The sequence below is a fragment of the Pelagimonas sp. genome (assembly GCF_050633425.1).
Taxonomy (GTDB): domain Bacteria; phylum Pseudomonadota; class Alphaproteobacteria; order Rhodobacterales; family Rhodobacteraceae; genus Pelagimonas.
In genome coordinates, this window is the sequence record NZ_JBOEGM010000035.1 from 45,432 (window position 1) to 69,345 (window position 23,914).

26 protein-coding genes are annotated in these 23,914 nt (G+C 56.6%); 7 read left to right on the plus strand and 19 right to left on the minus strand.

Annotated features, from left to right (window positions below; genetic code table 11):
* Positions 1–14: 14 nt before the first annotated feature.
* Positions 15–581 (plus strand): polyhydroxyalkanoate synthesis repressor PhaR, encoded by a 567-nt coding sequence (gene phaR, locus ACRBB0_RS24005; RefSeq protein ID WP_431377014.1) that lies wholly within the window; start codon positions 15–17, stop codon positions 579–581.
* A 57-nt stretch (positions 582–638) separates the two neighbouring features.
* Here the strand turns inward: phaR and ACRBB0_RS24010 are convergent, their stop codons facing one another.
* The 13 genes from ACRBB0_RS24010 to ACRBB0_RS24070 form a co-directional block, all read right to left on the minus strand.
* A complete protein-coding gene (locus tag ACRBB0_RS24010; protein ID WP_431377015.1) occupies positions 639–1,844 on the minus strand; it encodes a DegT/DnrJ/EryC1/StrS family aminotransferase in 1,206 nt (401 codons plus the stop codon).
* Positions 1,845–1,961: 117 nt separating this feature from the next.
* On the minus strand, positions 1,962–3,263 hold the full coding sequence (locus ACRBB0_RS24015) for an NAD(P)/FAD-dependent oxidoreductase (RefSeq protein WP_431377016.1): 1,302 nt from the start codon (positions 3,261–3,263) through the stop codon (positions 1,962–1,964).
* A gap of 76 nt (positions 3,264–3,339) precedes the next feature.
* Positions 3,340–4,698, minus strand: a complete 1,359-nt coding sequence (locus tag ACRBB0_RS24020; RefSeq protein ID WP_431377017.1) for a glutamine synthetase family protein — start codon at positions 4,696–4,698, stop codon at positions 3,340–3,342.
* Positions 4,695–5,390, minus strand: a complete 696-nt coding sequence (locus ACRBB0_RS24025) for a type 1 glutamine amidotransferase (protein ID WP_431377018.1) — start codon at positions 5,388–5,390, stop codon at positions 4,695–4,697. Before ACRBB0_RS24025 ends, ACRBB0_RS24020 begins: the two co-directional genes overlap by 4 nt.
* A 66-nt stretch (positions 5,391–5,456) precedes the next feature.
* Positions 5,457–6,815: a glutamine synthetase family protein gene (locus ACRBB0_RS24030; protein WP_431377019.1), complete on the minus strand. Its 1,359-nt coding sequence runs from the start codon at positions 6,813–6,815 to the stop codon at positions 5,457–5,459.
* A gap of 103 nt (positions 6,816–6,918) precedes the next feature.
* Positions 6,919–7,725, minus strand: coding sequence for an ABC transporter permease (locus tag ACRBB0_RS24035; protein ID WP_431377020.1), 807 nt, complete (start codon positions 7,723–7,725; stop codon positions 6,919–6,921).
* Positions 7,722–8,603 carry an ABC transporter permease gene (locus tag ACRBB0_RS24040; protein ID WP_431377072.1) on the minus strand — a complete coding sequence of 294 codons (882 nt, stop codon included), beginning with the start codon at positions 8,601–8,603 and terminating at the stop codon, positions 7,722–7,724. The genes ACRBB0_RS24035 and ACRBB0_RS24040 overlap by 4 nt, the downstream gene beginning before the upstream one ends.
* 97 nt (positions 8,604–8,700) lie before the next feature.
* Positions 8,701–9,423 (minus strand): transporter substrate-binding domain-containing protein, encoded by a 723-nt coding sequence (locus ACRBB0_RS24045; protein ID WP_431377021.1) that lies wholly within the window; start codon positions 9,421–9,423, stop codon positions 8,701–8,703.
* A 45-nt stretch (positions 9,424–9,468) separates the two neighbouring features.
* Positions 9,469–10,245, minus strand: coding sequence for an ABC transporter ATP-binding protein (locus tag ACRBB0_RS24050; RefSeq protein WP_431377022.1), 777 nt, complete (start codon positions 10,243–10,245; stop codon positions 9,469–9,471).
* Between the two features lie 108 nt (positions 10,246–10,353).
* Positions 10,354–11,109 (minus strand): phosphate/phosphite/phosphonate ABC transporter substrate-binding protein, encoded by a 756-nt coding sequence (locus ACRBB0_RS24055; RefSeq protein ID WP_431377023.1) that lies wholly within the window; start codon positions 11,107–11,109, stop codon positions 10,354–10,356.
* On the minus strand, positions 11,106–11,546 hold the full coding sequence (locus ACRBB0_RS24060) for a TerB family tellurite resistance protein (protein ID WP_431377024.1): 441 nt from the start codon (positions 11,544–11,546) through the stop codon (positions 11,106–11,108). The genes ACRBB0_RS24055 and ACRBB0_RS24060 overlap by 4 nt, the downstream gene beginning before the upstream one ends.
* 97 nt (positions 11,547–11,643) lie before the next feature.
* Positions 11,644–12,087 carry a TerB family tellurite resistance protein gene (locus ACRBB0_RS24065; RefSeq protein WP_431377025.1) on the minus strand — a complete coding sequence of 148 codons (444 nt, stop codon included), beginning with the start codon at positions 12,085–12,087 and terminating at the stop codon, positions 11,644–11,646.
* A 136-nt stretch (positions 12,088–12,223) separates the two neighbouring features.
* A complete protein-coding gene (locus tag ACRBB0_RS24070) occupies positions 12,224–13,012 on the minus strand; it encodes a 23S rRNA (adenine(2030)-N(6))-methyltransferase RlmJ (RefSeq protein ID WP_431377026.1) in 789 nt (262 codons plus the stop codon).
* Between the two features lie 188 nt (positions 13,013–13,200).
* Here ACRBB0_RS24070 and ACRBB0_RS24075 point away from each other — a divergent pair, with 188 nt between their 5' ends.
* Positions 13,201–13,668, plus strand: coding sequence for a hypothetical protein (locus ACRBB0_RS24075; protein WP_431377027.1), 468 nt, complete (start codon positions 13,201–13,203; stop codon positions 13,666–13,668).
* Between the two features lie 31 nt (positions 13,669–13,699).
* Here ACRBB0_RS24075 and ACRBB0_RS24080 read toward each other — a convergent pair whose 3' ends face one another.
* From ACRBB0_RS24080 to secG, 3 genes are all read right to left on the minus strand, one after another.
* Positions 13,700–14,041 (minus strand): hypothetical protein, encoded by a 342-nt coding sequence (locus ACRBB0_RS24080; RefSeq protein WP_431377028.1) that lies wholly within the window; start codon positions 14,039–14,041, stop codon positions 13,700–13,702.
* Between the two features lie 115 nt (positions 14,042–14,156).
* On the minus strand, positions 14,157–15,800 hold the full coding sequence (locus ACRBB0_RS24085; protein WP_431377029.1) for a CTP synthase: 1,644 nt from the start codon (positions 15,798–15,800) through the stop codon (positions 14,157–14,159).
* Positions 15,801–16,372: 572 nt separating this feature from the next.
* On the minus strand, positions 16,373–16,747 hold the full coding sequence (gene secG, locus ACRBB0_RS24090; RefSeq protein WP_431377030.1) for a preprotein translocase subunit SecG: 375 nt from the start codon (positions 16,745–16,747) through the stop codon (positions 16,373–16,375).
* Positions 16,748–16,898: 151 nt separating this feature from the next.
* Here secG and nthA point away from each other — a divergent pair, with 151 nt between their 5' ends.
* The 3 genes from nthA to ACRBB0_RS24105 are packed head-to-tail and all read left to right on the plus strand — an operon-like array spanning position 16,899 to position 18,564.
* On the plus strand, positions 16,899–17,531 hold the full coding sequence (nthA, locus tag ACRBB0_RS24095; RefSeq protein ID WP_431377031.1) for a nitrile hydratase subunit alpha: 633 nt from the start codon (positions 16,899–16,901) through the stop codon (positions 17,529–17,531).
* Positions 17,528–18,229, plus strand: a complete 702-nt coding sequence (gene nthB, locus ACRBB0_RS24100) for a nitrile hydratase subunit beta (RefSeq protein WP_431377032.1) — start codon at positions 17,528–17,530, stop codon at positions 18,227–18,229. The genes nthA and nthB overlap by 4 nt, the downstream gene beginning before the upstream one ends.
* Positions 18,226–18,564, plus strand: a complete 339-nt coding sequence (locus tag ACRBB0_RS24105; RefSeq protein WP_431377033.1) for a nitrile hydratase accessory protein — start codon at positions 18,226–18,228, stop codon at positions 18,562–18,564. Before nthB ends, ACRBB0_RS24105 begins: the two co-directional genes overlap by 4 nt.
* Positions 18,565–18,567: 3 nt before the next feature.
* Here the strand turns inward: ACRBB0_RS24105 and ACRBB0_RS24110 are convergent, their stop codons facing one another.
* The gene (locus tag ACRBB0_RS24110) at positions 18,568–18,963 is read right to left on the minus strand and encodes a DUF6524 family protein (protein ID WP_431377034.1); all 396 of its coding nucleotides are present in this window, start codon (positions 18,961–18,963) and stop codon (positions 18,568–18,570) included.
* A gap of 31 nt (positions 18,964–18,994) precedes the next feature.
* Complete coding sequence (locus ACRBB0_RS24115) at positions 18,995–19,540, minus strand: GNAT family N-acetyltransferase (protein WP_431377035.1); 546 nt, start codon at positions 19,538–19,540, stop codon at positions 18,995–18,997.
* A gap of 74 nt (positions 19,541–19,614) precedes the next feature.
* Between ACRBB0_RS24115 and ACRBB0_RS24120 the strand changes: the two genes are divergently transcribed.
* Positions 19,615–20,928, plus strand: a complete 1,314-nt coding sequence (locus tag ACRBB0_RS24120; protein ID WP_431377036.1) for an adenylosuccinate synthase — start codon at positions 19,615–19,617, stop codon at positions 20,926–20,928.
* Positions 20,929–20,932: 4 nt separating this feature from the next.
* On the plus strand, positions 20,933–21,175 hold the full coding sequence (locus ACRBB0_RS24125; RefSeq protein ID WP_431377037.1) for a DUF2842 domain-containing protein: 243 nt from the start codon (positions 20,933–20,935) through the stop codon (positions 21,173–21,175).
* 142 nt (positions 21,176–21,317) lie between these two features.
* On the opposite strand, the gene ACRBB0_RS24130 is transcribed toward ACRBB0_RS24125, so the two are convergent.
* On the minus strand, positions 21,318–23,867 hold the full coding sequence (locus tag ACRBB0_RS24130; RefSeq protein WP_431377038.1) for a hypothetical protein: 2,550 nt from the start codon (positions 23,865–23,867) through the stop codon (positions 21,318–21,320).
* Positions 23,868–23,914 lie beyond the last annotated feature (47 nt).

Below are 23,914 nucleotides of genomic sequence, written 5' to 3' on the forward strand. Positions count from 1 at the left end.
CAGGGGAGGCGAGAATGGCCGATAATGATAAGCCGCTACTAATTAAGCGCTATGCTAGCCGGCGGTTGTATAATACCGAAACCTCCGACTACGTGACTTTGGAGGATATTGCCGGGTTCATCCGTGATGGGCGCGATGTGTCGATTATCGATCTGAAATCTGGCGATGATTTGACCCGTCAATACTTGCTGCAGATCGTAGCCGAACACGAGAGCAAAGGTGAAAGTGTGTTGCCGATCAATGTCTTGACGGACTTGGTGCGGAGCTACACAACCCAAGCTGGAAGTTCAGTTCCGCAGTTTTTGGCTGCCAGTTTTGAGATGTTCCGAGACAGTCAATCCAAGTGGATGGAGAACATGGGCGGCGGTGCTAATCCGATGGCGCAGATGAATCCAATCGCAAAAATGCCCGGATTTGAGGCCATGCAAGCCCAGCAAGAAGCCTTTATGAAAGCGATGACCGGTGGCATGGCAGGCACAACAGCGCCGCGCCAGGATGCACCGGAAGAGGGCGAAGATCTGGAAGCCATTCGCAAACAGCTAAGCGAATTGCAGGATAAATTGTCCAAATTGGACAAGTAACGTTGCGGATATTGTGACGATGAAAGGCGGGGGGTAACCCCGCCTTTTTGCGTCTGTTCAGGTGCCGTAAACGCGCAGCGGGCCCATGACCCGCTCGGCGGCTTGCATCAAAACACCGGCGACCGCATCACAATTTTCTGCGGTCAGACGGGCCGGTAAACGGGTATCGCAGGCGCGCATCAACATCTGCCGGGTCTGGGGCTGATCGACCTGTTCTGGCAAAAACTCCCAGTTCCAAAAGGCGCGCGCATTGTCACTGGTCAGGCCAAACACCTGCACCTTGACCCCGAGTTCGGCGGCCGCGCCGACAAAAGACTGCACGTCATCGTCGCTCATCCCATCAAGGTTGAATTGCAATGAATCCGGGGCACGGTTTTCTGGATCAAGTTTGGCAGGAACCGAAATCCACGGGCTTTGATTGATCAAAGCTGCAACATGGTCATGGTTGCGCCGCCCTGCCATGACCCGGTTTTTAAGGATCGGGATTTGCGGGCGGATTACGGCGGCTGAGAGATTTGATAGACGCAAATTGTAGAGCGGCAGCTTGTTTTGCCAGCGGGCAAAAGCCAATTCCAATGCGTCGGAATTTCCGTTGCGATCCATATGTTTGCGCCAATTGTGTTCGTAAGCGCCAGACAAAATCACTGCGCGGGCGATCAGATCGGCATCATCGGTGACCATAATCCCGCCTTCGCCGGCGTTGATCATTTTGTAGCTTTGAAAACTAAAACAACCGACCTTGCCGATGGTGCCAATGTTGCGGCCATGCCATGTGGTTCCGAGGCTATGGGCCGCGTCTTCGACGACGGGAATGTTCGCCGCATCGCACAAGGCCATGATCGCGTCCATGTCCGAGGTATGGCCGCGCATGTGGCTGATGATTACGGCTTGGACACCGGGCAGTTTGGCTTCGAAATCGGCCAAATCAATGCGGTAATTGTCAGCGACTTCGCACAGGACTGGTACGCAATCAGCGTGGATTACGGCCGATGGCACAGCGGCAAAAGTAAAGGCCGGGATCATCACACGGGCGTCACGGGGCAGGCCTAACGCTTTGAGAGACAAGAACAAGGCCGCCGAACAACTGGATACGGCCAATGCGTAGTTGCTGCCAAGCTCTTGGGCGAATTCCTGTTCGAGCAGCGCCACAGGGGCATCTTGTGGCGCGTGATAGCGGAACAGATCGCCAGATTGCAAAAGCCGATCAATTTCCGCGCGGGCGGCTTCGGGGATCGGTTCGGCGTCGTGCATGTTCGGAAGCATGGATTTCAAATTCCTGAATTGCCGTTTTCAATATGCTTAATATATGATGTTGGGCAGGCCAAGAAATTTCCGTGCTCAATGCGCGGATTTCATCAAAACGTCACGTTAGACCAGAGATCAGATTCCCAGGCGGTCCCGCATCGCGTACCAGCTCATGGCCAGTGCCAAAAGCGGCGTGCGAAACCCGCCGCCGCCGGGAAAGGCGGGGGTGGGCAGCTTGGTAAAGGCGTCAAAGCCCTGAGATTGGCCGCGTACGGCCTCGGCCAAGAAGCGCCCCGCCTGAATGGCATTTCCAACGCCGTGGCCGGAATAGCCCGAGGCGGACAGGATGTTGGGCGCAACCCGCGCCAGATAGGGCATGCGTTTCATGGTGATCGCGAGCGTACCGCCCCAAGCGTAGTCAAGTTTGACACCACGGAGATGTGGGAACACCTCCAACATGGGCTTGGACACGGTGGCGCGAATGTCTGTCGGAAACTTGTAGCCATAGCTTTCCCCGCCGCCAAAAAGCAGACGCTTGTCTTGGGACAGGCGGAAGTAATTGACCACAAAACGGTCATCGGCCACGGCAACGTCTTGGGTGAGAACCTCATCAGCACGAGAGCCAAGAGGTTCGGTTGCCACGATAAAATTGTTGATCGGCATGACGCGGGCCGCGACTTTACGGTTGAGACCGCCCATATAGCCGTTGCAGGCAAAGATCAGATGATCGGCCTCGACATGGCCCATATCGGTGGCGATACGGACCTTGGCACCGGCTTTGACATGATGAACATGGGCGCGTTCATGGATCCTCGCCCCTGCCGATGCGGCGGCTTTGGCCAGCCCGAGGGCGAGTTTGAGCGGGTGCAAATGCGCCGCTCCCATATCCAGGATACCGCCGTGATAGTCTGGCGATGGGCACAGGTCGGCAAAGCTGTCCGGGTCTAAAACATCAACGTCATAATCATAGTGCTGCGAGAGATGTGCGGCGTAATCATGGGTCCAGCGCAGGGATTTTTGCGACGAAGCCGCCCAGGCGACACCGGGTTTGAGTGCGCAATCTATGCCATGCTCGGAAATGAGCGCGCGTACCAAGGATTTGGCGTCTTCGCCCAAATCCCACATGCGGCGGGCGACCTCTTGGCCAACCATGCGCTCTAATTCAAGCTGATCCTGACGCTGCCCAGACCCAAGCTGACCGCCATTGCGCCCGGAGGCCCCAAAGCCAACGCGATGTGCTTCAAGGAGGACAACATCAACACCGTGTTGGGCCAAATGCAACGCTGTCGACAGCCCGGTATAGCCGCCGCCGATGATGCAAACATCAGCGCGTGTTGCGCCTTTTAATGTGTCAAACTCAGGCGCTTGGCCGGCCGTTGCCGCATACCAGCTCGGGGGATAGGCCCCGCGCTTATCGTTGGAAAACAACAGGTTCATGGTGACGCGGCTCCCGGTTACTTGTGGCGCAAAACCCTTTTGGGGATGCAAGGCAGTGGCTTGCAAAGGGCGGAGGTCAGACGTTCAACAACAAATGTTCCCGCTCCCAAGGTGAGATCACTTGCAAGAACTCATCGTATTCCGCCCGTTTCACGATCGAAAACACCCGCGCGAAATCGGCACCCAGAACCTCATGCAGCGCTGTTGCGCCTTCAAAGCGATCCAAAGCCTGACCTTGAACGCGGGGAATATCGCCTTCTCCCTGATAGGCGTCGCCGCGATATTGCGCAGAGGGGCGCAGCTTGTTCATCATGCCGAGATAACCACAGGCCAGCGAGGCCGCGATGCCCAAATATGGGTTGCAATCCATTCCGGCGATACGATTTTCAACGCGTCGCGCCTGAGGGGATGACAAGGGGACGCGGATCCCGGTCGTGCGATTATCGCGTGCCCATTCCAGATTGATCGGCGCGGCGTGGTCGCGCACGTAACGGCGAAACGAATTCACATTCGGGGCGAGCACGGCGATGGCTTCGGGCAGGTGGTGTTGCAAGCCTCCGATAAAGTGGAAAAACGCATCGGTTTCGCCTTCTTGCGGGCCGACAAAGATGTTCTGCCCGGTCTCCATATCAAGCACCGAGTGGTGAATATGCATCGCGCTACCCGGCTCATCCGCAATGGGTTTGGCCATGAAGGTGGCAAAACAATCATGGCGCAGGGCGGCTTCGCGGATCAGGCGTTTGAAGAAAAACACCTCGTCTGCCAGCTTGACCGGATCGCCATGCAGTAGGTTGATTTCGAGCTGGCCAGCCCCGCCTTCTTGGGTAATGCCGTCGATTTCAAACCCTTGCGCTTCGGCAAAGTCGTAGATGTCGTCGATCACCGGGCCGAATTCATCGACCGCTGTCATGCTATAGGCTTGGCGCGCCGCTGCCGGGCGACCGGAGCGGCCGGTCATCGGTTTGATGTCCTGGGCGGGGTCAAGGTTGCGGGCGATCAGGAAGAACTCCATCTCGGGGGCGACAATCGGTTCCCAGCCTTGTTTGTGGAAGAGATCCACCACGCGTTTGAGCACGTTGCGCGGCGAATAGGGGATCGGGTCGCCGTGGCGATCGAATGCGTCATGGATGACTTGCAATGTCCAATCGCCAGTCCAGGGGGCGGCCGTCGCGGTGCTCATATCCGGGCGCAGGGTCATGTCTTTTTCGATAAACCCATCGTCGCCTGCGGCTTCGCCCCAACCACCTGTGATGGTTTGGAAAAAGATCGAATCCGGCAGGTGGAAATACTCTTGGCGGGCAAATTTTGACGCCGGTACAGCCTTGCCACGGGCGATGCCGGGCAGATCGGAGATGATGCATTCAACCTCATCCAGGCGTTGACCGGTCAGATAGGCCTGAGCCGCTTCGGGGAGGGATGTGTTCAAATCGCTCATGCGAGTCTCCTTTCGCGGAAAAACCGCGCGAATTGATCAGCCAGCACCTTGGACGAGAGTGGCACACCCAGTTGAGCGGCGGCGTCCTTTAGGATGTTTTGGGGAACAAGGCCCGGACCGCGGGTGTCGATCAGCGCCTGGGTATAGGCATCGCTGAATTCTGGATGGGGCTGCACCGAATAGGCCTGACCGGGATAGAGCAGCGCGGCGTGAGTGCAAAAATCATTGCCGCCAACGGTTTGCGCGCCTTTGGGCGGGGTGATGACCTGATCCTGATGCCACGCATTCAGTGTGATGTCTTGGCCGTTGATGTCATAGCTCTGCGGGCCAATCGCCCAACCATCGGCGTATTTTTCGACTGTGCCGCCAAGGGCTTGGGCGATGATTTGGTGGCCAAAGCAGATGCCAACCACCGGCCTGTCGGCGCCAAAGGCCCCGCGCACCAGTTGTTCTAGCGGTGGGATCCACGCATGGTCTTCGTAGACCCCGTGACGTGATCCTGTGATCAACCAGCCATCTGCGGCTTCGGGGCCTGACGGAAATTCGCCGCGCACCACACAATAGCGATCAAAGTCAAATCCGTAACCAGACAGGAAAGACATGAACACCTCGGGGTATTCGCCAAATTCCGCTACGAGATCTTCGGGCACAAGGCCGGTTTGTAATATGCCGATTTTCAGTCGGTCGGTCATGGGGCACCATAGTGTTTCACCCGACCCTAGGATGCACGGAGGCACCGGGCAAGCCGGGGCGTTTGATCAAACAGTGTCGAGATAGATTTCAACCTGTTCCGCCGGGGTCAGCTCTTGCATGTCGCGGTGTTCCTGCTTTTTGGTCATAAGCAAGTTGCGGATCAGATCGGGCGCAAAGATGCGCGGAATATGGGGGCTGTTTTCGAAGCGCTCGATCGCGGATTTCCAATCGCTGGGCACTTGCGGCAGCTCTTGGTCATAGGAGTTGCCGGTGATAGGGGCAGGCGGTGTTCCCGCATCTTCGATCCCGTTCAACGCAGCCCCCAAAATGGCGGCGAGCGCCAGATAGGGGTTCACATCCCCGCCTGCCACACGATGTTCGATCCGGCGTGCGACCGGGGCACCGGAGGGTACGCGGATCGCAGCCGTGCGATTTTCATAGGCCCAACAGACACTTGTCGGGGCGTGGCTTCCAGGAACCAGACGGTCATAGGAATTGGCATGTGGTGCAAAGATCAGCGTGCTGTCTTGCAATGCGTCCATGCAGCCCGCGATGGCATGGTGCAGGGCAGGGGTGCCTTTTTCGCCGCCATCGTCAAAAATATTTGTGCCAGTCTCATCCAGAACCGAGAAATGCGCGTGCATACCAGAGCCGGAATAATCGTCATATGGTTTGGCCATAAAACTGGCGGCGAAACCGTGGCGTCGCGCCAAGCCTTTGACCAGCATCTTGAACAACCAGGCATCATCGGCGGCGCGTAGCGGGTCAGCGACATGCACCAGATTGATCTCAAACTGTCCCAGACCGGCCTCGGATATGGCGGTGTCGGCGGGAATTTCCATGGCTTCGCAGGCTTCATAAAGCTCGGTGAAAAAGCCATCAAAGGCATCCAGCGCCCGGATCGACAGGATTTCTGCCGCCTTGCGCCGTTTGCCAGACCGGGGGCTGACCGGCACCTGCAGGTTGCGAGTGCTGTCATCAATCAGGAAAAACTCAAGCTCAACCGCAACAACCGGCGTCAGGCCTTTGTCCTTGAAGCGTTCGGCAACGCGGGCAAGCGCATGGCGCGGATCGCCCTCATAGGGGCGGCCATCTTCGTGGAACATCCAGATCGGCAACAGCGCTGTTGGGGCATCAAGCCAGGGCATGGGCACAAAGCCACGCTCGGTTGGGAAGAGTTGACCATCCTTGTCGCCGGTTTCAAAAACCAGCGGGCTGTCTTCGATATCCTCGCCCCAGATGTCGAGATTCAACACCGACATGGGAAACCGCGTGCCGTCGCTCAGAACTTTTTGGGCGCTGGGGATCGGCATGCGTTTGCCGCGCGCAACGCCGTTCAAGTCGCACGCCGCAGCGCGAATGGTGCGGGCCTGCGGATGATCGCGCAGCCAATCTGATGTCGGGCCAGAACCTGAAACGGGCATCTGATGTCCAGTTAGATAATTTGATCAAATTCATCGTATGCGCGCGCGCAAAGGCTGGCAAGAGGCTTTTGTACCACCAGAAACTGTGATCAAACTTTGCGCATTAGCGGATCAGTTTGGGCCGGATCTTGATCTTGGGGCGGGTGTTTTGCGGCAAGTGACGGTTCAGACGATTGTTCACAATGCTAAAAAAGCCGATGACAACCAGCGTCAGCAAAATGAAATACCCGGCCAAAATGGGATACGGGACAAAGGGGTTAAACGTCTTGTCGGCGAAATAATTGGCGTAATACAGCGCGTCGCCCCGTTGCTTGAGCGCCGGAAAACCCGAAAAATAGACAAGGGTTGTGGCGTGAAACAAGAAGATTGCTTCGTTGGTATAGGCGGGCCAAGCGAGCCGAAGCATGGTGGGCCAGGTGATTTTGCGGAACTTCTTTAGGCCGGAAAACCCATAGGCATCAGCGGCTTCGGTGTCGCCTTTGGGAATAGATAAAAGCGCACCGTAGAAAATCTCGCCGCTATAGGCAGCGGTGTTGAGGAACAAGACAGTCAATGCGCCAAGCCAAGGCGCCGTAAAGGCCCCAAGGGCGGGAACCGACCCTTTGAGCGCGACGAACAAGAAATAGGCAAAGAAGAACTGAATAAACAGGGGGGAGCCGCGGAAGATAAAGATAAACCATTCCGACGCTTTGCGCAGAATCCAGACGTTGCTGGATTTTCCAAGCGCAACAGCCGTGGCCAGAAAGAAACCGGCCAAAAGCGCAAGCACGCCGAAATAGATGTTCCAGATCATCCCTGATCCGATCAGGGTGAATTGCTGGCACAGGGTGAAGTCACCACGCGGCAAAAGACGTTCGCCATAGCCGATGGAGCGCAGACTGTAATCTGCAATTGTTTGAAGACAGCTCATGCCGCTTTCCTTTGCGCTTCACCGCCAGCGGTGGCTTGCCCTTTGGTGAGCCGGGCCATGATCCGATCAAGGACCACCTCGGACACCTTTGTGAACGCGAGATAAAACACCAAGAGCGCAAAGAAGTACCACATGCGCCAATCACCATGCGGGTAGTCCGTGAAACGGGCCGTTTTCGAGCCGCCAAGCTCGCGCGCCCAATAAACGATGTCTTCGACGCCAAGCAGGAACAAGAGCGGCGTTGCTTTGATCAAAACCATCCAAAGGTTCGACAGACCGGGAAGGGCATAGACCCACATTTGTGGCACCATAATGCGCCAGAAAGTTTGGCGGCGGTTCATGCCATATGCTTCTGCGGTTTCAAGCTGGGTACGGGGAACGGCGCGCATGGCTCCATATAAGACATTGGCGGCAAAGGCCCCAAACACGATGGCAAAGGTCAAAACCGCCAAGAAGAACCCATAGGATTCATGCACCCATTGCGCCGATGTCGAGAGCGGCAATTTCGCCTCGGCGCAGACGACAAAATCATTGCCTTGGCGGATTGCGTCCTGCCAATCGGGGCATTTCACCTGGTGGCGCAACCACTCAAAACCTTGGTCCAAGGCAATGACAAAAAACAGAAAAAACGCGATGTCGGGGACGCCACGCACAATGGCAATATAGCCGCGGCCAAACCAGCTGAGCGGTGCGAAATGCGACCGCGCCGCCGTTGCGCCGCCAAAGCCAAACAAAAGCGCCGTGGGCGCTGTGATCGCCAGCAAAAGAAGGACCGTGCCAAAGGAGGCGTAGAACGACATATGCTTGCCTGTGGTCAGGAAGCATGACAGCCATTTGATGCCTGCGAGCGTTTCGGGATCTGAACAATAGCCGAAAATGACGGACCTCGTCATGTTGGCGACACAAGGGGGTGCCTTGATGTCGCGTCATGAAAAAGGGCGCGCGCGTGGCACGCACCCCTCTCAAAATTTGTGATTAGAAACGGGGGCTTTCTTCGCCCAGCCACTTGATGATCAGCTCGTTCAAGGTGCCGTCCTCTTTCATCGAGGCCACAGCCGCATCGAATTTGCCGCGCAGCTCGGGGTCAGATTTGCGGAAGGCCATGCCGATGCCGCCGCCCAAAGGCACGTCGTCGCCAACGAATTTCAGCTCATCGGCCGCTTCGACTTCTGGGATCAGATAGTCTTTGTCGGCTATAACTGCGTCCGCTTCACCAGATTTCACCGCTGCGATGGTTTCGTCAGGGGTTGGGAATTCCAGCAATGTCGCGCCGGTGTCGACCACGTGGTTGGCCTGAATGGTGCCTGTCTGAGCCGCAATCACGCCGCCTTCGAGGTCAGCATCATCGGATATCGCCGCGTAGGCAGAGGGCGAGGGAGGTGTGTAGTTCTGTGAGAAATCAACAACTTCGGCGCGCTCAGCCGTGATCGACATGCCGGCGATGATCGCGTCATAGTTGGACGACACCAGATTGGGAATGATGCTGTCCCAATCATTGGTAACCCATTCGCAGGTCAGCTCGGCGCGTTTGCACAGCTCATCGCCCAGCTCACGCTCAAATCCATCAACTTCGCCCGCATCGTTGAGGAAGTTGTATGGAGGGTAAGCGCCTTCGGTGCCCAAACGCACTGTATCGGCGGCCATCGCTGCGCTTGCCAGCATCGCCAGAGCGGCGGTTCCAAGTAGAAGGTTTTTCATTTATTGCTCCCTAGTTGAACTCCGGGGTTAAACCGGAACGCCATGTTAGGCGTGTGTTGTTGACCGCAAAAACCCTTGCAGCCGTTCTGATTTTGGGGCGCCAAACAACTGATCTGGCGCGCCTTCTTCTTCGATCAGACCCTGATGAAGAAAGACCACATGGTCAGACACATCAGAGGCCATTTTCATGTCATGGGTCACAATAAGCATCGTGCGCCCTTCTTGGGCGAGATCTTTGATGACTTTGACAACCTCTTGTTCCAATTCCGGGTCGAGCGCCGATGTCGGTTCATCAAAGAGCAACGCCTCGGGTTCCATGCACAAAGCGCGGGCAATGGCGGCACGCTGTTGCTGACCACCGGACAATTGCGCCGGATAAACATCGCATTTGTCGCCGATCCCCACCTTGTCGAGATATTTGCGTGCCGAGGCTTCGGTTTCGGCTTTGTCTCGTCCCAAAACTGTGACCGGGGCCTCCATCACGTTTTGCAAGATCGTCATATGGGCCCATAGATTGAACTGTTGGAACACCATCGACAGATTGGTGCGAATGCGCAAAATCTGTTTGGCATCACCGGGATGACGCGCGAGGCCGGTGCCTTTCCAGATCACAGGTTCGCCTTTGAACAGGATATCGCCCTGCTGGCTGTCTTCGAGCAGGTTGCAACAGCGCAATAGCGTTGACTTGCCCGATCCTGAAGAGCCGATGAGAGACACCACATCGCCCGCATGGGCCGTGATGTCGACGCCTTTGAGAACCTCAAGCTGGCCATAGGCTTTGTGGAGGTTGCGGATCTCGATAACAGGGCTGGATGCGTTCACGGGGGACCTTGGGCTAATGCATTGTCTGGGTGTTGGCGATGAGAGTGCCGCAAAACTTTAGCCCGATGCAATGCGCAAAACGCGACCTTGGATAGTGCAAATGATGATTTACGATGCGTTAACCTGTGCAAATTGCACCGAGGGTGGGGTCGGAAGGTCGAGATATGCCGATTCTTTGAGCGTACATAGTGCATGCAACGAGATCGCTTTGCGTGCATCTTGGTCCAGATTGGCAATTGCACGTTGCAATGCGGTCCGAATCACCCGCGGGTCTTGTCGCAGGCTGGTGATATAGGGCGTCGCCGGTGTCGGGTGTGTGCGGGCGACTTCACGCAGGGATGCGGCATTTGGATCATGGCGTTTGATCAAACGCCAGGACATGGCATCCAGTGCAGCAAGATCACCCAAACCGCGCGCTACGGCCTGTGCCGAATTGACATGCCCGCCTGTTTCACCGGTGATATTTGGCGAAATCCCGAGGTCTGCGGCCTGAAACCAAAGCGCAGCGAAACCTGATTGGCTGTGGTTTTGGTTGATAAGAACCCGGGCGCGAAGAAGATCGGGCAGGGGGCGGGGATCATCGGCGCGGGCGATCATAACCGAATTGTAATATCCCGGCGGGCACCCAGGAAGCCGATAATCCGGGCTGCCGACCAGCTGAACCTTGCCGTGAAGACGCAGGCGAAAAGGCAGATTACAGGTTTGGGCCAGAACCAGGTTCGGTGACAGCCAATGTTCCCAAAGATCGCCGTTTCGGGTCAAATTGGATGGGCCAAAACCAAGCTCTTGGCGGGTCAGTGTCCAGAGTATGTCATTCGCCGCAAAGGTTTCGGCGCGGTCATACATCGGGAGGGCGGCAATCATTGCGCGCGTTCAACCCTTTGGCGGGCCAAAGCGGAATCGCGATCATTGATCCCCAACATTGAAGAGACCAGCCGAAGCAAGGCGTCTTCGTGCTGATCACGTGCGCCATCGGCCAAGGCCACTTGCCACAGGGCTTCGATCACTGCGATACGGTCGTCCAGTGGCACCGCGTCTTTGATCTCTCGGGTAAAGCGGACCGTGTCGGGGGCCTCTTCTTCCAGAGTTTCGGCAAGCCCGCGCAGGGTCAGCGCGTCCGCCTCAGACAGCTCATAGCGGGCCTGTGTCACCTGCAAAATGCGCGCCTGTTCGTCGGCGTCGTAAAAACCGTCAGACCGGGCGACGCGAACCAACAAAGCAGTCAGCGCAAGGCGGCAGTCCTCGGCGGGAAGCGAACCGGATGTGGCTCCGGTCAGGCGCGTAAGAAATGATCCAAACATAACTGACTATATAGGGCCGGATTGGGCGATGCTCAATCCGGCGTAGATTTTGAGTTGTAGTTCGCGGGCCGGTCACAGGCGGAGCCGGGTTTGGCCCCTAGGGAATGGACGCGGCGAGGCGCGCGGCCTCAGAATCCTGCGCGTCGACCCCCAGCACCTTTTCGATCAAATCAACAAGGGCGGTTTCGCGTTCGTCGGAAATTCCGTCGGCGATGACAACCTGCCACAGCGCTTCGACCTTTTCACGCCGGTGATCATATTCGACATTGTCGCGGATCAACTGGGCCATTTCGCTGTCGTCTTCGATGGAAAATGCCAGTTTTTCACAGGTTGCCCGCATTTTTGCGGCCTCAATCGGGTTGAGATCATAGGCTTTGGCAAGAATACGGTCGATTTGTTCGATCTCTTCAAACAGATACGCTTTGTCGGCCATGGCCACACGGACCAGCAATGTGCCGAGCGCCAGTTTGGCGTCTGGTTTCGGCAGCGGTGCCTCGGGCACGTGTTTGCGTTGGAAAAACGATGTTAGTTGCTCAAGCATCAGGATTATCCCTCCCATTCACCCCGCGGCAGGAAGATCGCCGCGGACCACTCCTAACACATCTTAGAGCCGCGTCACTATTGACGTTTCGTTCAGACCATTGGGGACATCGCCGAATGCGGTGTTCGCCCAGAACTTAGCCCTTAGCCAGTAAGGCGGCGAAACGGATGGACAGTTTTTGCGCATATTCGCTGAGCCCCCAGGGCGGGTTGACCACAAACATGCCCGAGCCGACCATCCCATGCCCCTTACGCGCCGCCGGAAAGCTAACCTCGTGGCGCAAGGCTTGGGGGAAGGACGATGTGAGCGCTTGCATCATCGGGGCATGACGTTTGTCGGCAAGGATCGGATACCAAAGCATCAACACGCCAACATTCCATTTGCGATGCAGCTGGGCCATGGCGGCGGGAATGGTCTTGTAGTCGGATTTGATTTCCCAAGAAGGGTCAATCAACAAAATCCCACGGCGCGGCGTCGGTGGCGACAGGCTCTGGGCCAGTTCAAGACCATCTTGTTGGTAGATCTTGGTGGTGTGGCTGCGGGCATTTTTGCGCAGGGCCGCGTTTTCGCCGGGGTGCAATTCGGCCAAATGCAGGCTGTCATCCGCACGCAACAGCGCCTGTGCAATCAAGGGCGAGCCGGGATAGGCCGTATCACCATGGGCCGATTTCGTTTTGGCAAGGGCGCGCATATAGGGGCTGTTGGCCTCAAACCAATCTGCAACTTGGAGGATTCCTTTGGCCGCCTCGCCGGTTTTTTGCGCATCTGCATCCGTCAAATCATAAAGCCCGCGCCCGGAATGGCTTTCGATATAGGTGAGCGGTTTTTCCTTTTGTGTCATGTAATCAAGCACAAAGGCGAGAATGGCATGCTTGTGCACATCGGCCAGATTCCCGGCATGAAAGCTATGTTGATATGACAGCATGATAAGCCCCCCACTGGACGTGCCCCCGTCATATGCCGCCTGAGCGCACATAGGTCTAGGTCGAAGTGCTTGAACTTGACTATTTGGTCAGTAAAATGTCATCGGATTTGGCGGCACCATTTAGGTGGCCGCGGCCGCGATATTTTAGCCGGGTTATTTTGGCTGGACGAATTTACAGGACGCACTGAATGAACAAACCATTGGAGCATGACGGCAAAGAGCAGGAGCTGTTTGATTATCTGCGCATCTTTGTAATGTTCTGGCAAAAGATCGATTTCATCTGGGGGCTGTTCATCACATCTTACATCCCGCTGTTTGGTTTCTTGCATTTCTACCAAGGCCAAATCGGCGGGTCGTTTGGACTCTTGTTCATTATTGCCATTGGGGCTTTTACCTGGGTCAACGGCGCGGCGCTTCGGGCGCATTATGATCTGGCCAATACGATGAGCAAAGAGTTCCGTCGCAACAACCGCAGCTATCCCGACCTAAACGCCGCGCTGTTGCGCACCGCCAATGACGGCAAAGAGCGCCTGGTGCTGTTCACCCACGGCTTTGCCTTTGCCGGGTTTCTCTACATGATGGGCGAACGGGTTGGCGAAACCCTGTGCGGAACCAAAAACGGTTGGGGCTGTTTGATTGGGTCGGTGTTTGGGTAGGGCGGTACTCCGCCCGCCCCGTGATCAGGGGTTACTTTAGAAAGTAACGATTGCCCTTTTTCTTGCCGGGGTTGCGAAATTCAACACCTACCAATTTGCCGTCTTTGTTCTGCACGGCGACAACATTTTGGCAGCCATCCAATTTGAACATCGCGATTTTGCGGCAATACATGCCGTCCTTGAATTCCCAAGTGCCTTTATAGGCTTTGCCATCGAACTTGCCTTCGACCATGCCGTTGCTGCGGATATAAGCATCCGAAACTTTGCTATTGCCCATCGGTTTGTCCAAAATGGCAGTGACAGTCGCGACGGTATCAGCCTGTGCCAGAGTTGCCGACAGAACCAAAGTCAGCGTTAACAGAGTTTTTTTCATTACCATTCCTCACTTTAAGTGCTGGAACACTAGTGAGGATTAACTGGCCACGCAACAAATGAAACTATCCGAAAAAAAGAAAAGCCCCAGAGAATTCTCCGGGGCTTTGAAGGGGTTAGACGAGGCGTGATGCCTCTTTCGCTGCGCGCACAAAATCCTTGAACAAGGGGTGCGGATCAAAGGGTTTGGATTTCAGTTCGGGGTGGAACTGAACACCGATAAACCACGGGTGATCAGGCCATTCGACGATCTCAGGCAGCTTGCCATCGGGGGACATGCCCGAGAAACGCAGACCTGCTTGTTCAAGCTGATCGCGGTATTTGATGTCGACCTCGTAGCGGTGACGATGACGTTCATCGATGGTTTGCGTGCCATAGACATTGGCCACCAATGACCCTTCGTTCAGAACCGCGTCATAGGCCCCCAGACGCATGGTGCCACCCTTGGCGTCGGTGACCTTGCGGTTGACCTTTTCATTGCCCTGCACCCATTCCTTGAGGTGATAGACAACGGGTTCGAAACGCTTTTCACCGGCTTCATGGTCAAACTCTTCGGAGCCAGCCTTGGCCACACCGGCGACGTTGCGCGCCGCTTCGATAACCGCGACCTGCATACCAAGACAGATGCCAAGATAGGGCACTTTGTTTTCGCGCGCGAATTGGGCAGCTTTGATTTTGCCTTCGGTGCCACGTTCGCCAAAGCCACCGGGCACCAGAATCGCGTCATATTTTTCAAGATGAGGGGCGGCGTCTTCGCGTTCGAAGATTTCGGCGTCGACCCATTCAATATTGACTTTGACCCGGTTGGCCATGCCGCCATGGGTCAGCGCTTCGGCGATAGATTTATAGGCGTCTTCGAGCTGAATATATTTGCCGACAATCGCGACGGTTACTTCGCCTTCGGGGTTGAACACGCGGTCGGCGACGTCATCCCATTTGGCGAGGTTCGGCTTGGGGGCAGGGGCGATACCAAAGGCATCCAACACCGCCTGATCCATGCCTTCGCGATGATAGGCAAGCGGGGCTTCATAGATGGATTTGAGATCCTGCGCAGCAATCACGCTATCGGGGCGCACGTTGCAGAAAAGCGCGAGTTTTTCGCGCTCTTTCTTTGGAATAGGCCCTTCTGAGCGGCAAACGAGGATGTCAGGTGCGAGACCAATGGACCGCAGCTCCTTTACCGAGTGCTGGGTGGGTTTGGTCTTAAGCTCACCCGATGCCTTGATAAACGGCAGCAAAGTCAGGTGCATAAACACGCATTGGCCGCGCGCTTTGTCATTGGCGAATTGGCGGATGGCTTCGAAGAAGGGCAGGCCTTCAATATCACCCACTGTTCCACCAATTTCGCAGAGCATGAAATCGACGTCGTCTTCGCCAATGCTGATGAAGTCTTTGATTTCATTGGTCACATGCGGAATGACCTGAATGGTTTTGCCAAGGTAATCGCCGCGACGCTCTTTTTCCAAAACATTGGTGTAGATGCGGCCCGAGCTGACGGAATCGGTTCGGTTGGCCGGCACACCGGTGAAGCGCTCGTAATGCCCAAGATCGAGATCGGTCTCGGCGCCATCGTCTGTCACAAAGACTTCGCCATGTTCAAACGGCGACATGGTTCCGGGGTCAACGTTGAGATAGGGGTCAAGCTTGCGCAGGCGAACCGAATAGCCGCGCGCCTGTAAAAGTGCCCCCAGCGCAGCAGAAGCCAGGCCCTTGCCAAGCGAAGAGACCACACCGCCGGTGATAAAGATAAAGCGTGCCATATTGGGCTAACCCCGTGATTTTGCGTATTATTATGAGCTTTGGCTGAGATTTTGCCGAGCTATATCACGGGAGCCGAGATATAGAGGATTCGAGAGGCGTTGGCAAGGTCAGCGCAAGATGATGTTGCCAGATTTTCGAATCTAGCAAGCGGTTGTGGAGATGCCCAAAACGCCGGTGCGACAAACCGAAATGTTTAACCGCAGCGTTTGGACGATTTTGTGCGGCTGTAGCGCATGTGCGGCGCGCTGTTTGCCCGGTGGACTGAGGGCTCTGATTTCCGGTGTGCATGATCATGTGGGGTTTTCCATGCTCAGCGGACTTGTCGCGACAGCTGCAACGCCCATGGCAGACCACGTCGAAGCATCGAAAGTGGCGAAGAGCATTGCGCTATCAAGACCTGAACAGCGCGCGCTGACGGTGAACAACATGACCACACCTATGTTTTGAGATCGGTTGAGAGGGCGAGGTTTAAGAAATTTCCGAGTCGACAGCCAAGGGCAACGAAACACATATCCAAAAAGAAGGGGCGGCTGTTGAGCCGCCCTTTTCGGTTATGCCGATGTGTCCGGCTTTAGTCGGCGCGTGGCACCAGCGGCGCGTCTGCATCGCCGCCCGCTGTTGGCGGAGGAAGCAAAGCATCCGTATCAAGGTCACCGACCGCTGGGGCGGTTTGCTCAACCGCCGGGGCGCTGCCGCCGACACGGTCAAGAATAGAGCTACCAGAAGCGTTTTTCGCCGAAATCACCGTCAGCGTAATCGAGGTGATTATAAAGGCCGTCGCCAAAACCCATGTGACCTTGCCCATAGCTGTTGCCGCTGAGCGTTGGCTCATTGCGCCGCCACCGCCGCCCATCCCAAGGCCACCGCCTTCGGAACGCTGCATGAGAACCACGCCAATCAAGGCGAGGGCAAGAAGAAGGTGGACGATAAGGATTACGTTTTCCATGGGGCCTGCAGCATACGTTCGGTTCTGTCGGGCTATGTAGGGGATGCGCGGGTGCGGTGCAAGCAGTAGTCGCGCCCGAATGACCGGAAAGGCGCAGGAAAGGCAAAGGAAAGCACTGGACGGATGGCTATAGCGCGGCCATGATCGCGCCATGCCACATGATCACCACGATGACAGTCATCCCCATTCGCTTTTGCCTCCTGACCCTGCATTGCGGGTCAAGGCCTTGGAAACATTACTGGAACGCAAAGGGTTGCTTGACCCTGCAGCGCTTGATGAGATCATTGAAACCTATGCGCACAAGGTGGGCCCCAAGAACGGAGCGCGCGTTGTTGCCCGCGCTTGGGTGGATGCAGATTTTCACAAGGCGTTGATGTCAGACGCGACCGAAGCGGTCTCGCAGATGGGGTTTTATGGCCGTCAGGGCGAACATATGGTGGCGGTCGAGAACACTGAGGCGCTGCATAACATCGTCGTTTGCACGCTGTGTTCGTGCTATCCGTGGCCTTTGTTGGGAATTCCGCCCGGTTGGTACAAGTCCGACGCCTATCGCGCCCGTGTGGTGCGCGAACCACGGGCGGTGTTGGCGGATTTTGGCGTCGAATTGCCCAAAGGCCAAAAGGTGCGTGTTTGGGATTCGACCGCTGAGGTGCGGTATTTGGTGATCCCAAGACGACCTGCAGGAACGGATGGACTGAGTGAAGAGGCCTTGGCGGCGCTGGTGACGCGCGATTCGATGATCGGAACCGGATTGGCATTGTTGCCAGATGGGGCGCAAACATGAGCCGCGTGCATGACATGGGCGGCCGCTTTGGTGACGGGGCGATCCCGGTCGGGGCGGACGCTGATCCAATTTTCGCCGAAAATTGGCATGCCCGCGCGTTGGCCGTGACTTTGGCAGCCGGGGCTTTGGGGCAGTGGAACATTGATATCTCGCGTCATGCGCGCGAATGCCTCTCACCCAAAGATTACGCGCGCTTCTCCTATTATGAAAAATGGCTGGCCGGGCTGGCGGATTTACTGGTTCAAAGTGGCCTTGTACGGGCGGAAGAATTCACAAGCGGCGCAGATGGTCTTGCGCCCGAAAACGTGCAACAGCGTAGATTGTTGGCTGAAAACGTGGCCGCTGTTTTGGCCGCTGGTGGCCCAGCGGATCGCGTCGGTGCGGCCGCCAAGTTTGCCGTTGGCGACCGGGTCAAAACCCGACGCTTGGCGCGCAATACTATGGTGGAGGGGGGGCATACCCGTTTGCCTGCCTATGCGGCCGGTGCCAAAGGTCAGGTGGTTTTGGTCCATGGCTGCCATGTTTTCCCTGATGCTGCGGCCCACCGTTTGGGCGAACAGCCGGAGCCGTTGTACACTGTGGTGTTTGACGCCGCCGAGCTTTGGGGGCGCGCTGAATGTTCTGGGGATGAGGTGACCTGTGATCTCTGGGAAAGCTATTTGGAACCGGTCATAGCCCAAGAGAAGCCAGCGAAATGAGGGAAGCCCAGGATCGCCCGCAGCCGGTTTTCGAGGCCCCCTGGCATGCACAGGCCTTTGCTTTGGCTGTATATTTGAACGAGCAGGGCGTTTTTAATTGGCCGGAGTGGACTCAGGTCTTTGGTGCAGTGCTGGCTCAGCATGGGCTGGCACAAGAGCTCGATGGCGGTGACGACTATTTCCTGGCTTGGGTTGCCGCATTGGAAAAAATATGCGCAGCCAAAGGCGTGGCTGAAATCGAGGCCTTAAGCGCGCTCAAAGCCAGTTGGGAGCGCGCTTATTTAGTCACACCTCATGGCGATCCTGTTCGGGTTGAGGCCGGTGAGGCACCATAGGCGTTATTCTTCGACGTCGTCGGTATCGACCTGACCCGACAGTTTACGGCGAATAATCGACCAGCTCAGCCCAACGGCCAAAACGATGGACAGCGCCAGAATACCGATCCAGGTGGTGACTTTGGGGTTGTTGAAATCGAGCAGCCCAAAATCCCACAGAACCCACAAAATTGCGCCGACAATTGCGGACACCAAGATCATGCCAAAGCCGCCAATGCTACGCAACGTAGCGCGAATATAGATGACATATCCGACGGTTAGGATAAGACCGAACAGAACCACAAGGGGCAGTTGGGTGCTCCAGTTGGTGATGGCCCAACGAACAAAGTTCCAGTCGGTAGGGTTATAGGTCGCGGCCAAAAGGATGAAAGCGAACAGCCAGCGCAAGGCGAAACTCATGGGGCGTCTCCGTAATGTCTTGGGGTTAGGTCTAGCGGAATTGCCTGTCGCGTCCAGTGGTTTTGAGCGGCAATCGCATTTCAGCGCGCCGCAAGGATTGGCCATGACGGGTGACAACCTCCTGTTTTACCAGTTCAAATCCGAGCGCGCCAAAAGGCGTTTGGGCCGCGAGGCTGGCATGCGTTGTCAGGGCAGGTAGGTCCAACTCTGAGGCCTGAGCACGGATCATTGAGAGCAGGCGGCGCAGATGCCCCTTACCGCGCGCGTTCGGAAGTAAGAAAGCCAAATCGAGATAGCCTTCAGAAGTCATCGTCATCATACCCATGAGCTGTGGATTTTTTTCTTGCTCCGTGTGCAGGTCGCCGTATGGGCCAACCGCGACGGCAACATATTGCTTGGCCAGCTTGGCCTCCCATTCCACACCACCTGGAGGCTGTGGGCACCAAGCTTGGCGCTCGGCGCGCGTGTAAGGACTTGGGTCAGCATGGATGGCGGCAAACATGATCTTTCCCAAAACATCGCAGTCCGACGGCACGGCCCAGCGATAAGAAACAGAGCTTTGTGCAGATGCGGCCATTTAACGGTTTCCTGTTGCGACACGCTTGGATATACCGGCGCGGGTTTGAAAACCATCACCGAAAAGGATGTGTTATGGCGAATGTGGTTGTCGTGGGCGCTCAGTGGGGCGACGAAGGCAAAGGCAAGATTGTGGACTGGCTGTCGAGTCGTGCAGATGTAATTGCGCGTTTCCAAGGTGGCCACAATGCTGGTCATACGCTGGTTGTGGACGGAAAAGTCTATAAATTACATGCGCTTCCTTCGGGCGTTGTGCGCGGCGGGAAATTGTCGGTGATCGGCAATGGCGTGGTTTTGGACCCGTGGCATCTGGTTAATGAGATCGCGACAGTGCGCGATCAGGGGGTCGAAATTTCGCCCGAAACTTTGATGATTGCAGAGAACACCCCGCTGATTTTGCCGATTCATGGCGAGCTGGATCGCGCCCGTGAAGAGGCAGCGAGCAAGGGGACAAAGATTGGCACCACCGGTCGCGGAATTGGCCCGGCTTATGAAGATAAGGTTGGACGTCGCTCGGTTCGGGTTGCGGATTTGGCTGATGACGCGACGCTGGAAGCGCGTGTGGACCGTGCGCTGCAGCACCATGATCCGTTGCGTAAAGGCTTGGGGATTGAACCAGTTGACCGTGATGCTTTGGTTGCGCAACTCAAAGAGATCGCTGCTGAGATTTTGCCTTATGCGGCCCCTGTTTGGAAAGTGCTGAACGAAAAGCGCAAAGCAGGCAAACGTATCTTGTTCGAAGGCGCGCAAGGCGCTTTGCTGGACATTGATTTTGGCACCTATCCGTTTGTGACGTCTTCCAATGTGATTGCAGGGCAAGCGGCAACCGGAGTTGGTATTGGCCCCGGATCGATCAACTATGTGCTTGGAATTGTGAAAGCATATACGACCCGCGTCGGCGAAGGCCCGTTTCCAACAGAGCTTTTGAACGCGGATGGGTCACCGGATGCGGATGGTCAAAGGTTGGGCGAGCGCGGCCACGAGTTTGGCACCACCACAGGCCGTCAGCGCCGTTGCGGTTGGTTTGATGCGGCGTTGGTGCGGCAAACCTGCGCGACGTCGGGTATCAAAGGCATCTGTCTGACCAAGCTCGATGTTTTGGACGGGTTTGACACCTTGAAAATCTGTACTGGCTACGAGTTGGACGGTGAAAAGTTGGATTACTTGCCGACAGCTGCCGATCAACAGGCGCGGTGTACACCGGTTTACGAAGAGATGCCCGGATGGTCTGAAAGCACCGAAGGGGCGCGGAGCTGGAACGATTTGCCGGCCAATGCGGTCAAATATGTGCGACGGATTGAGGAGCTGATCGAATGTCCTGCGGCCTTGGTGTCGACCTCGCCAGAGCGGGATGATACCATTTTGGTCACTGACCCCTTCGAGGATTGATCTTGTGGCGTTGAGTTACAAAGCGCGCCGGCGCTGGTCGTTGATTATTTTGCTGATAGGCATGCCGATTTATATCGTTGTCGCGGTGTCTTTGGCGAACCGTGTCGGTGTGTCTGATCTGCCCAAGGCGGTGCAGTTTGTGATCTATGTGGTCTTGGGTGTTGGCTGGGTTTTCCCGTTGAAACCTATCTTTTTGGGAATTGGGCAGGCGGACCCGGATGCGGAGCCGAGTGACGACAACGGCTGAATTTGGTGCCCGGTGACGTCGGGACGGCGCTGTTTCCTTCGGAAATACCCGCCCGCCCACTGTCATCTAATAGAACTGCAACATCCAAAAACGCGAAAAGGCGGCTCATTGAGCCGCCTTTTGTTTTGGGCGATAGCAGGTTTTATCCGGCTGCCCGTGATGGTTTGAAACTGATCCGTTCGGAGGCGGTAAAGCGTCCACCGGATGTTTTTTCAATTTTGCCATCGCGTAACAGTTGGCCAAAGCTGCGCAGACGATCTTCACGGCTTGACTCGGTTAGTTCGGCTTGACGCACTGTTGTCATCAACTGAGGGCGTGAAAACTGATCCAACCCTTCAACATATGACATGTAGGCCGCTGCCGCTTCGAGAAGCTCTGGAAGGTCGGTCGCTCCGACGCTCTCTGCATAGGCTGCGAAATCGCTGTCGCTCGAGGGCTGTTCAAGAGGTGCGGGTGCTGCGTTTTCCTGTGGTCGCTCTGCCCGTGGAGGGGCCGAGGCCGCTGGGTGGACGGACCGGCTCACGCGGCGGGGACGAACGGGTGTCACTTGCGCAGGCGTTTCGCCTTCGGGCGCGGTGTCTTCGATCCGTTGTTCTGCAACGAGCTTAAGCGGGGCAGGGCGCTGCGCTTCAACACTTGGGCGTTCGGTGCGGGCTCCAGCGGCTTGGGGACGGCGCGGGCGAACCACATTCGCAAGATCTTCGCGGTAGGGTTCAGTCTCTTCCTCAGGGGTGGGTTTGCGACCGAGCAGGCGATCAGCCTTGGTCGCAGCGACTGCGGCGCGTAAATGTGCAATGGCACTGCGACGGCGATTTCCTTCAGGTTCCTCAAGCTCGGTGTTTGTCTGATCAAGGATACGGGAGGTGTCGTTATCTTCTACGCTTTGTTCCGTCAGCATTGCGCGGGCGGGGCTGGCGAGTTTAACAGCCTTGCGCGCCCCGTCGATTGCAGCCGACAGATCGATTTCGGGCTCCGGTGTTGAGACCGGGTTATCGAGGCGAAGCGGCTCTGAAGTCGCTGTTGCCACGTTGTCGAGATCATCGCCATCTTCGTCGTCCCAACCCCAGTCATCCTCTTGGGAAGCGTCTGCGAGGGGCGGAGTTTGGGGCTCGGACTCTACCGGTGTTTCGGGTTGATGTTCGTCATCCCATCCTGCCAGTTCGGCTTTGACGGCGGCCAATTCGCGAGCCAGTTCGTCTTCTTCTTCGTCTGACAGGCTGCTGGACGATGCCAAAGGCACGGCTGGGGGTGTTTCAACGACTTTAGGAGCGGATGACGAGGCCGGAGTTTGGGCAACCTCGTCTTTGACTTCTTCGAGTTGGCCAGATTGAACGGCTTGATCGAAGGCGGCGCGCTTTACCTTGACGACACGGGCCCGAACACGACGTGGCGCGGGTGCGGACACGGGTGTTGGGGCAACGTCGACAGCGGCATCAGCAACTGGTTCAGGTGCCTCTTCTGGTGTCTGGCTGACGGCATCTGTCAGCTCGTCAACAGGCTCGTCATCAAACAGGCTGTCGTCGTCTTCATCGTCAAAGGCTGTGTCTGTCAAACCTGCGACGGCGGACGCGATGTCGCCGCCAAGAATGTCATCCTTGGTTTCGTCAAACGCGTCTTCGTCGGCATCCACGTCCCATGCGGCGAGAGGATCGCCGTCACTTTCGGCGGCCTCAGCTTTGTCGACCTGATCCAATGCGGCGACCAGATCGAATTCACCTTCATCTTCGTCAAAGGCGGCGTCGAGAACTTGCTCAACATCCGGTTCAGGTTCGGAAGACACGGCCTCAGGGGTCGCGCTCTCTTCAGTATCAGCTTGCATAAGGCCAGCGATGGTATCGGCGAAGAGGTTATCGTCTTCAATTTGGGGCTGGTCCAGCGGGGCGTCGGCAATCGAATCCGATGCATGTTCAGACAACAATGCGTTTAGGGTGTCGTCGGTGAAGCTGTCGTCGTCGAAGGTGTCGGCCGCGGCGTCTTCGGCGTCAAATTCTGAAACAGCGTCAGAGATTTGAGCCGACTCTTCGATAAGGTCGTCGACATCGGTGTCCAATTCGGCATTGGCTTCGGTATCGGCAACAACAGCGCGAATGCGGTCGAGTTTGGCAGCGACACTGGCGGCACCGGTGGGACGCGGAGCAGGCGCGTTCCCAACCGGCTCGGCCAGTGCGGCCGCCTGATCTGTTTCCTCAACAAGCAGCGCGTCGAGGTCAAGATCGTCCGTTTCAAGTGTGTCTTCTACCAGCTCAGCCATATCAGAAGCGTCTGTTTCGGCGTCCTGGTCAATGGCCTGTTCAGCGGCGTTTTCGATCTCAGGCTCATAGGCCGTGGCTTCGATTGTGTCGTCATCTGGAAGGGGCTGAGCCTCAATAGGGCTGGCAACGCGGGCAGGGCCTGCGGCCAGCGCGGCGGCCAGAGCGCCAGAAGACGCGGCTGCGGCAGTGCCAACAGATGTACCGGCCAGATCGAGGCTGACTTTGCCGCCTTCATGCGAAGCGATTTGTTCGCGCATAAGCTCAGACGCCAGTTCGGGATCAAACTGGGGAGGCTCTGCGCCAAAGAAGCGATCTTCGCCCACGACGGAGCGGAAAAATTGCGTTGTGTCCTTCATCACCGCAAGTGGATCTTCAAATCCTTCTGCGGTGCAAGAAAAGGTGCCATAAGACACTGTAAGAATCTTGCTCGAACTCACCATGTGCTGCTCACTTTCATTCGTTCTGCAACAGTGTGTTTACCATGACG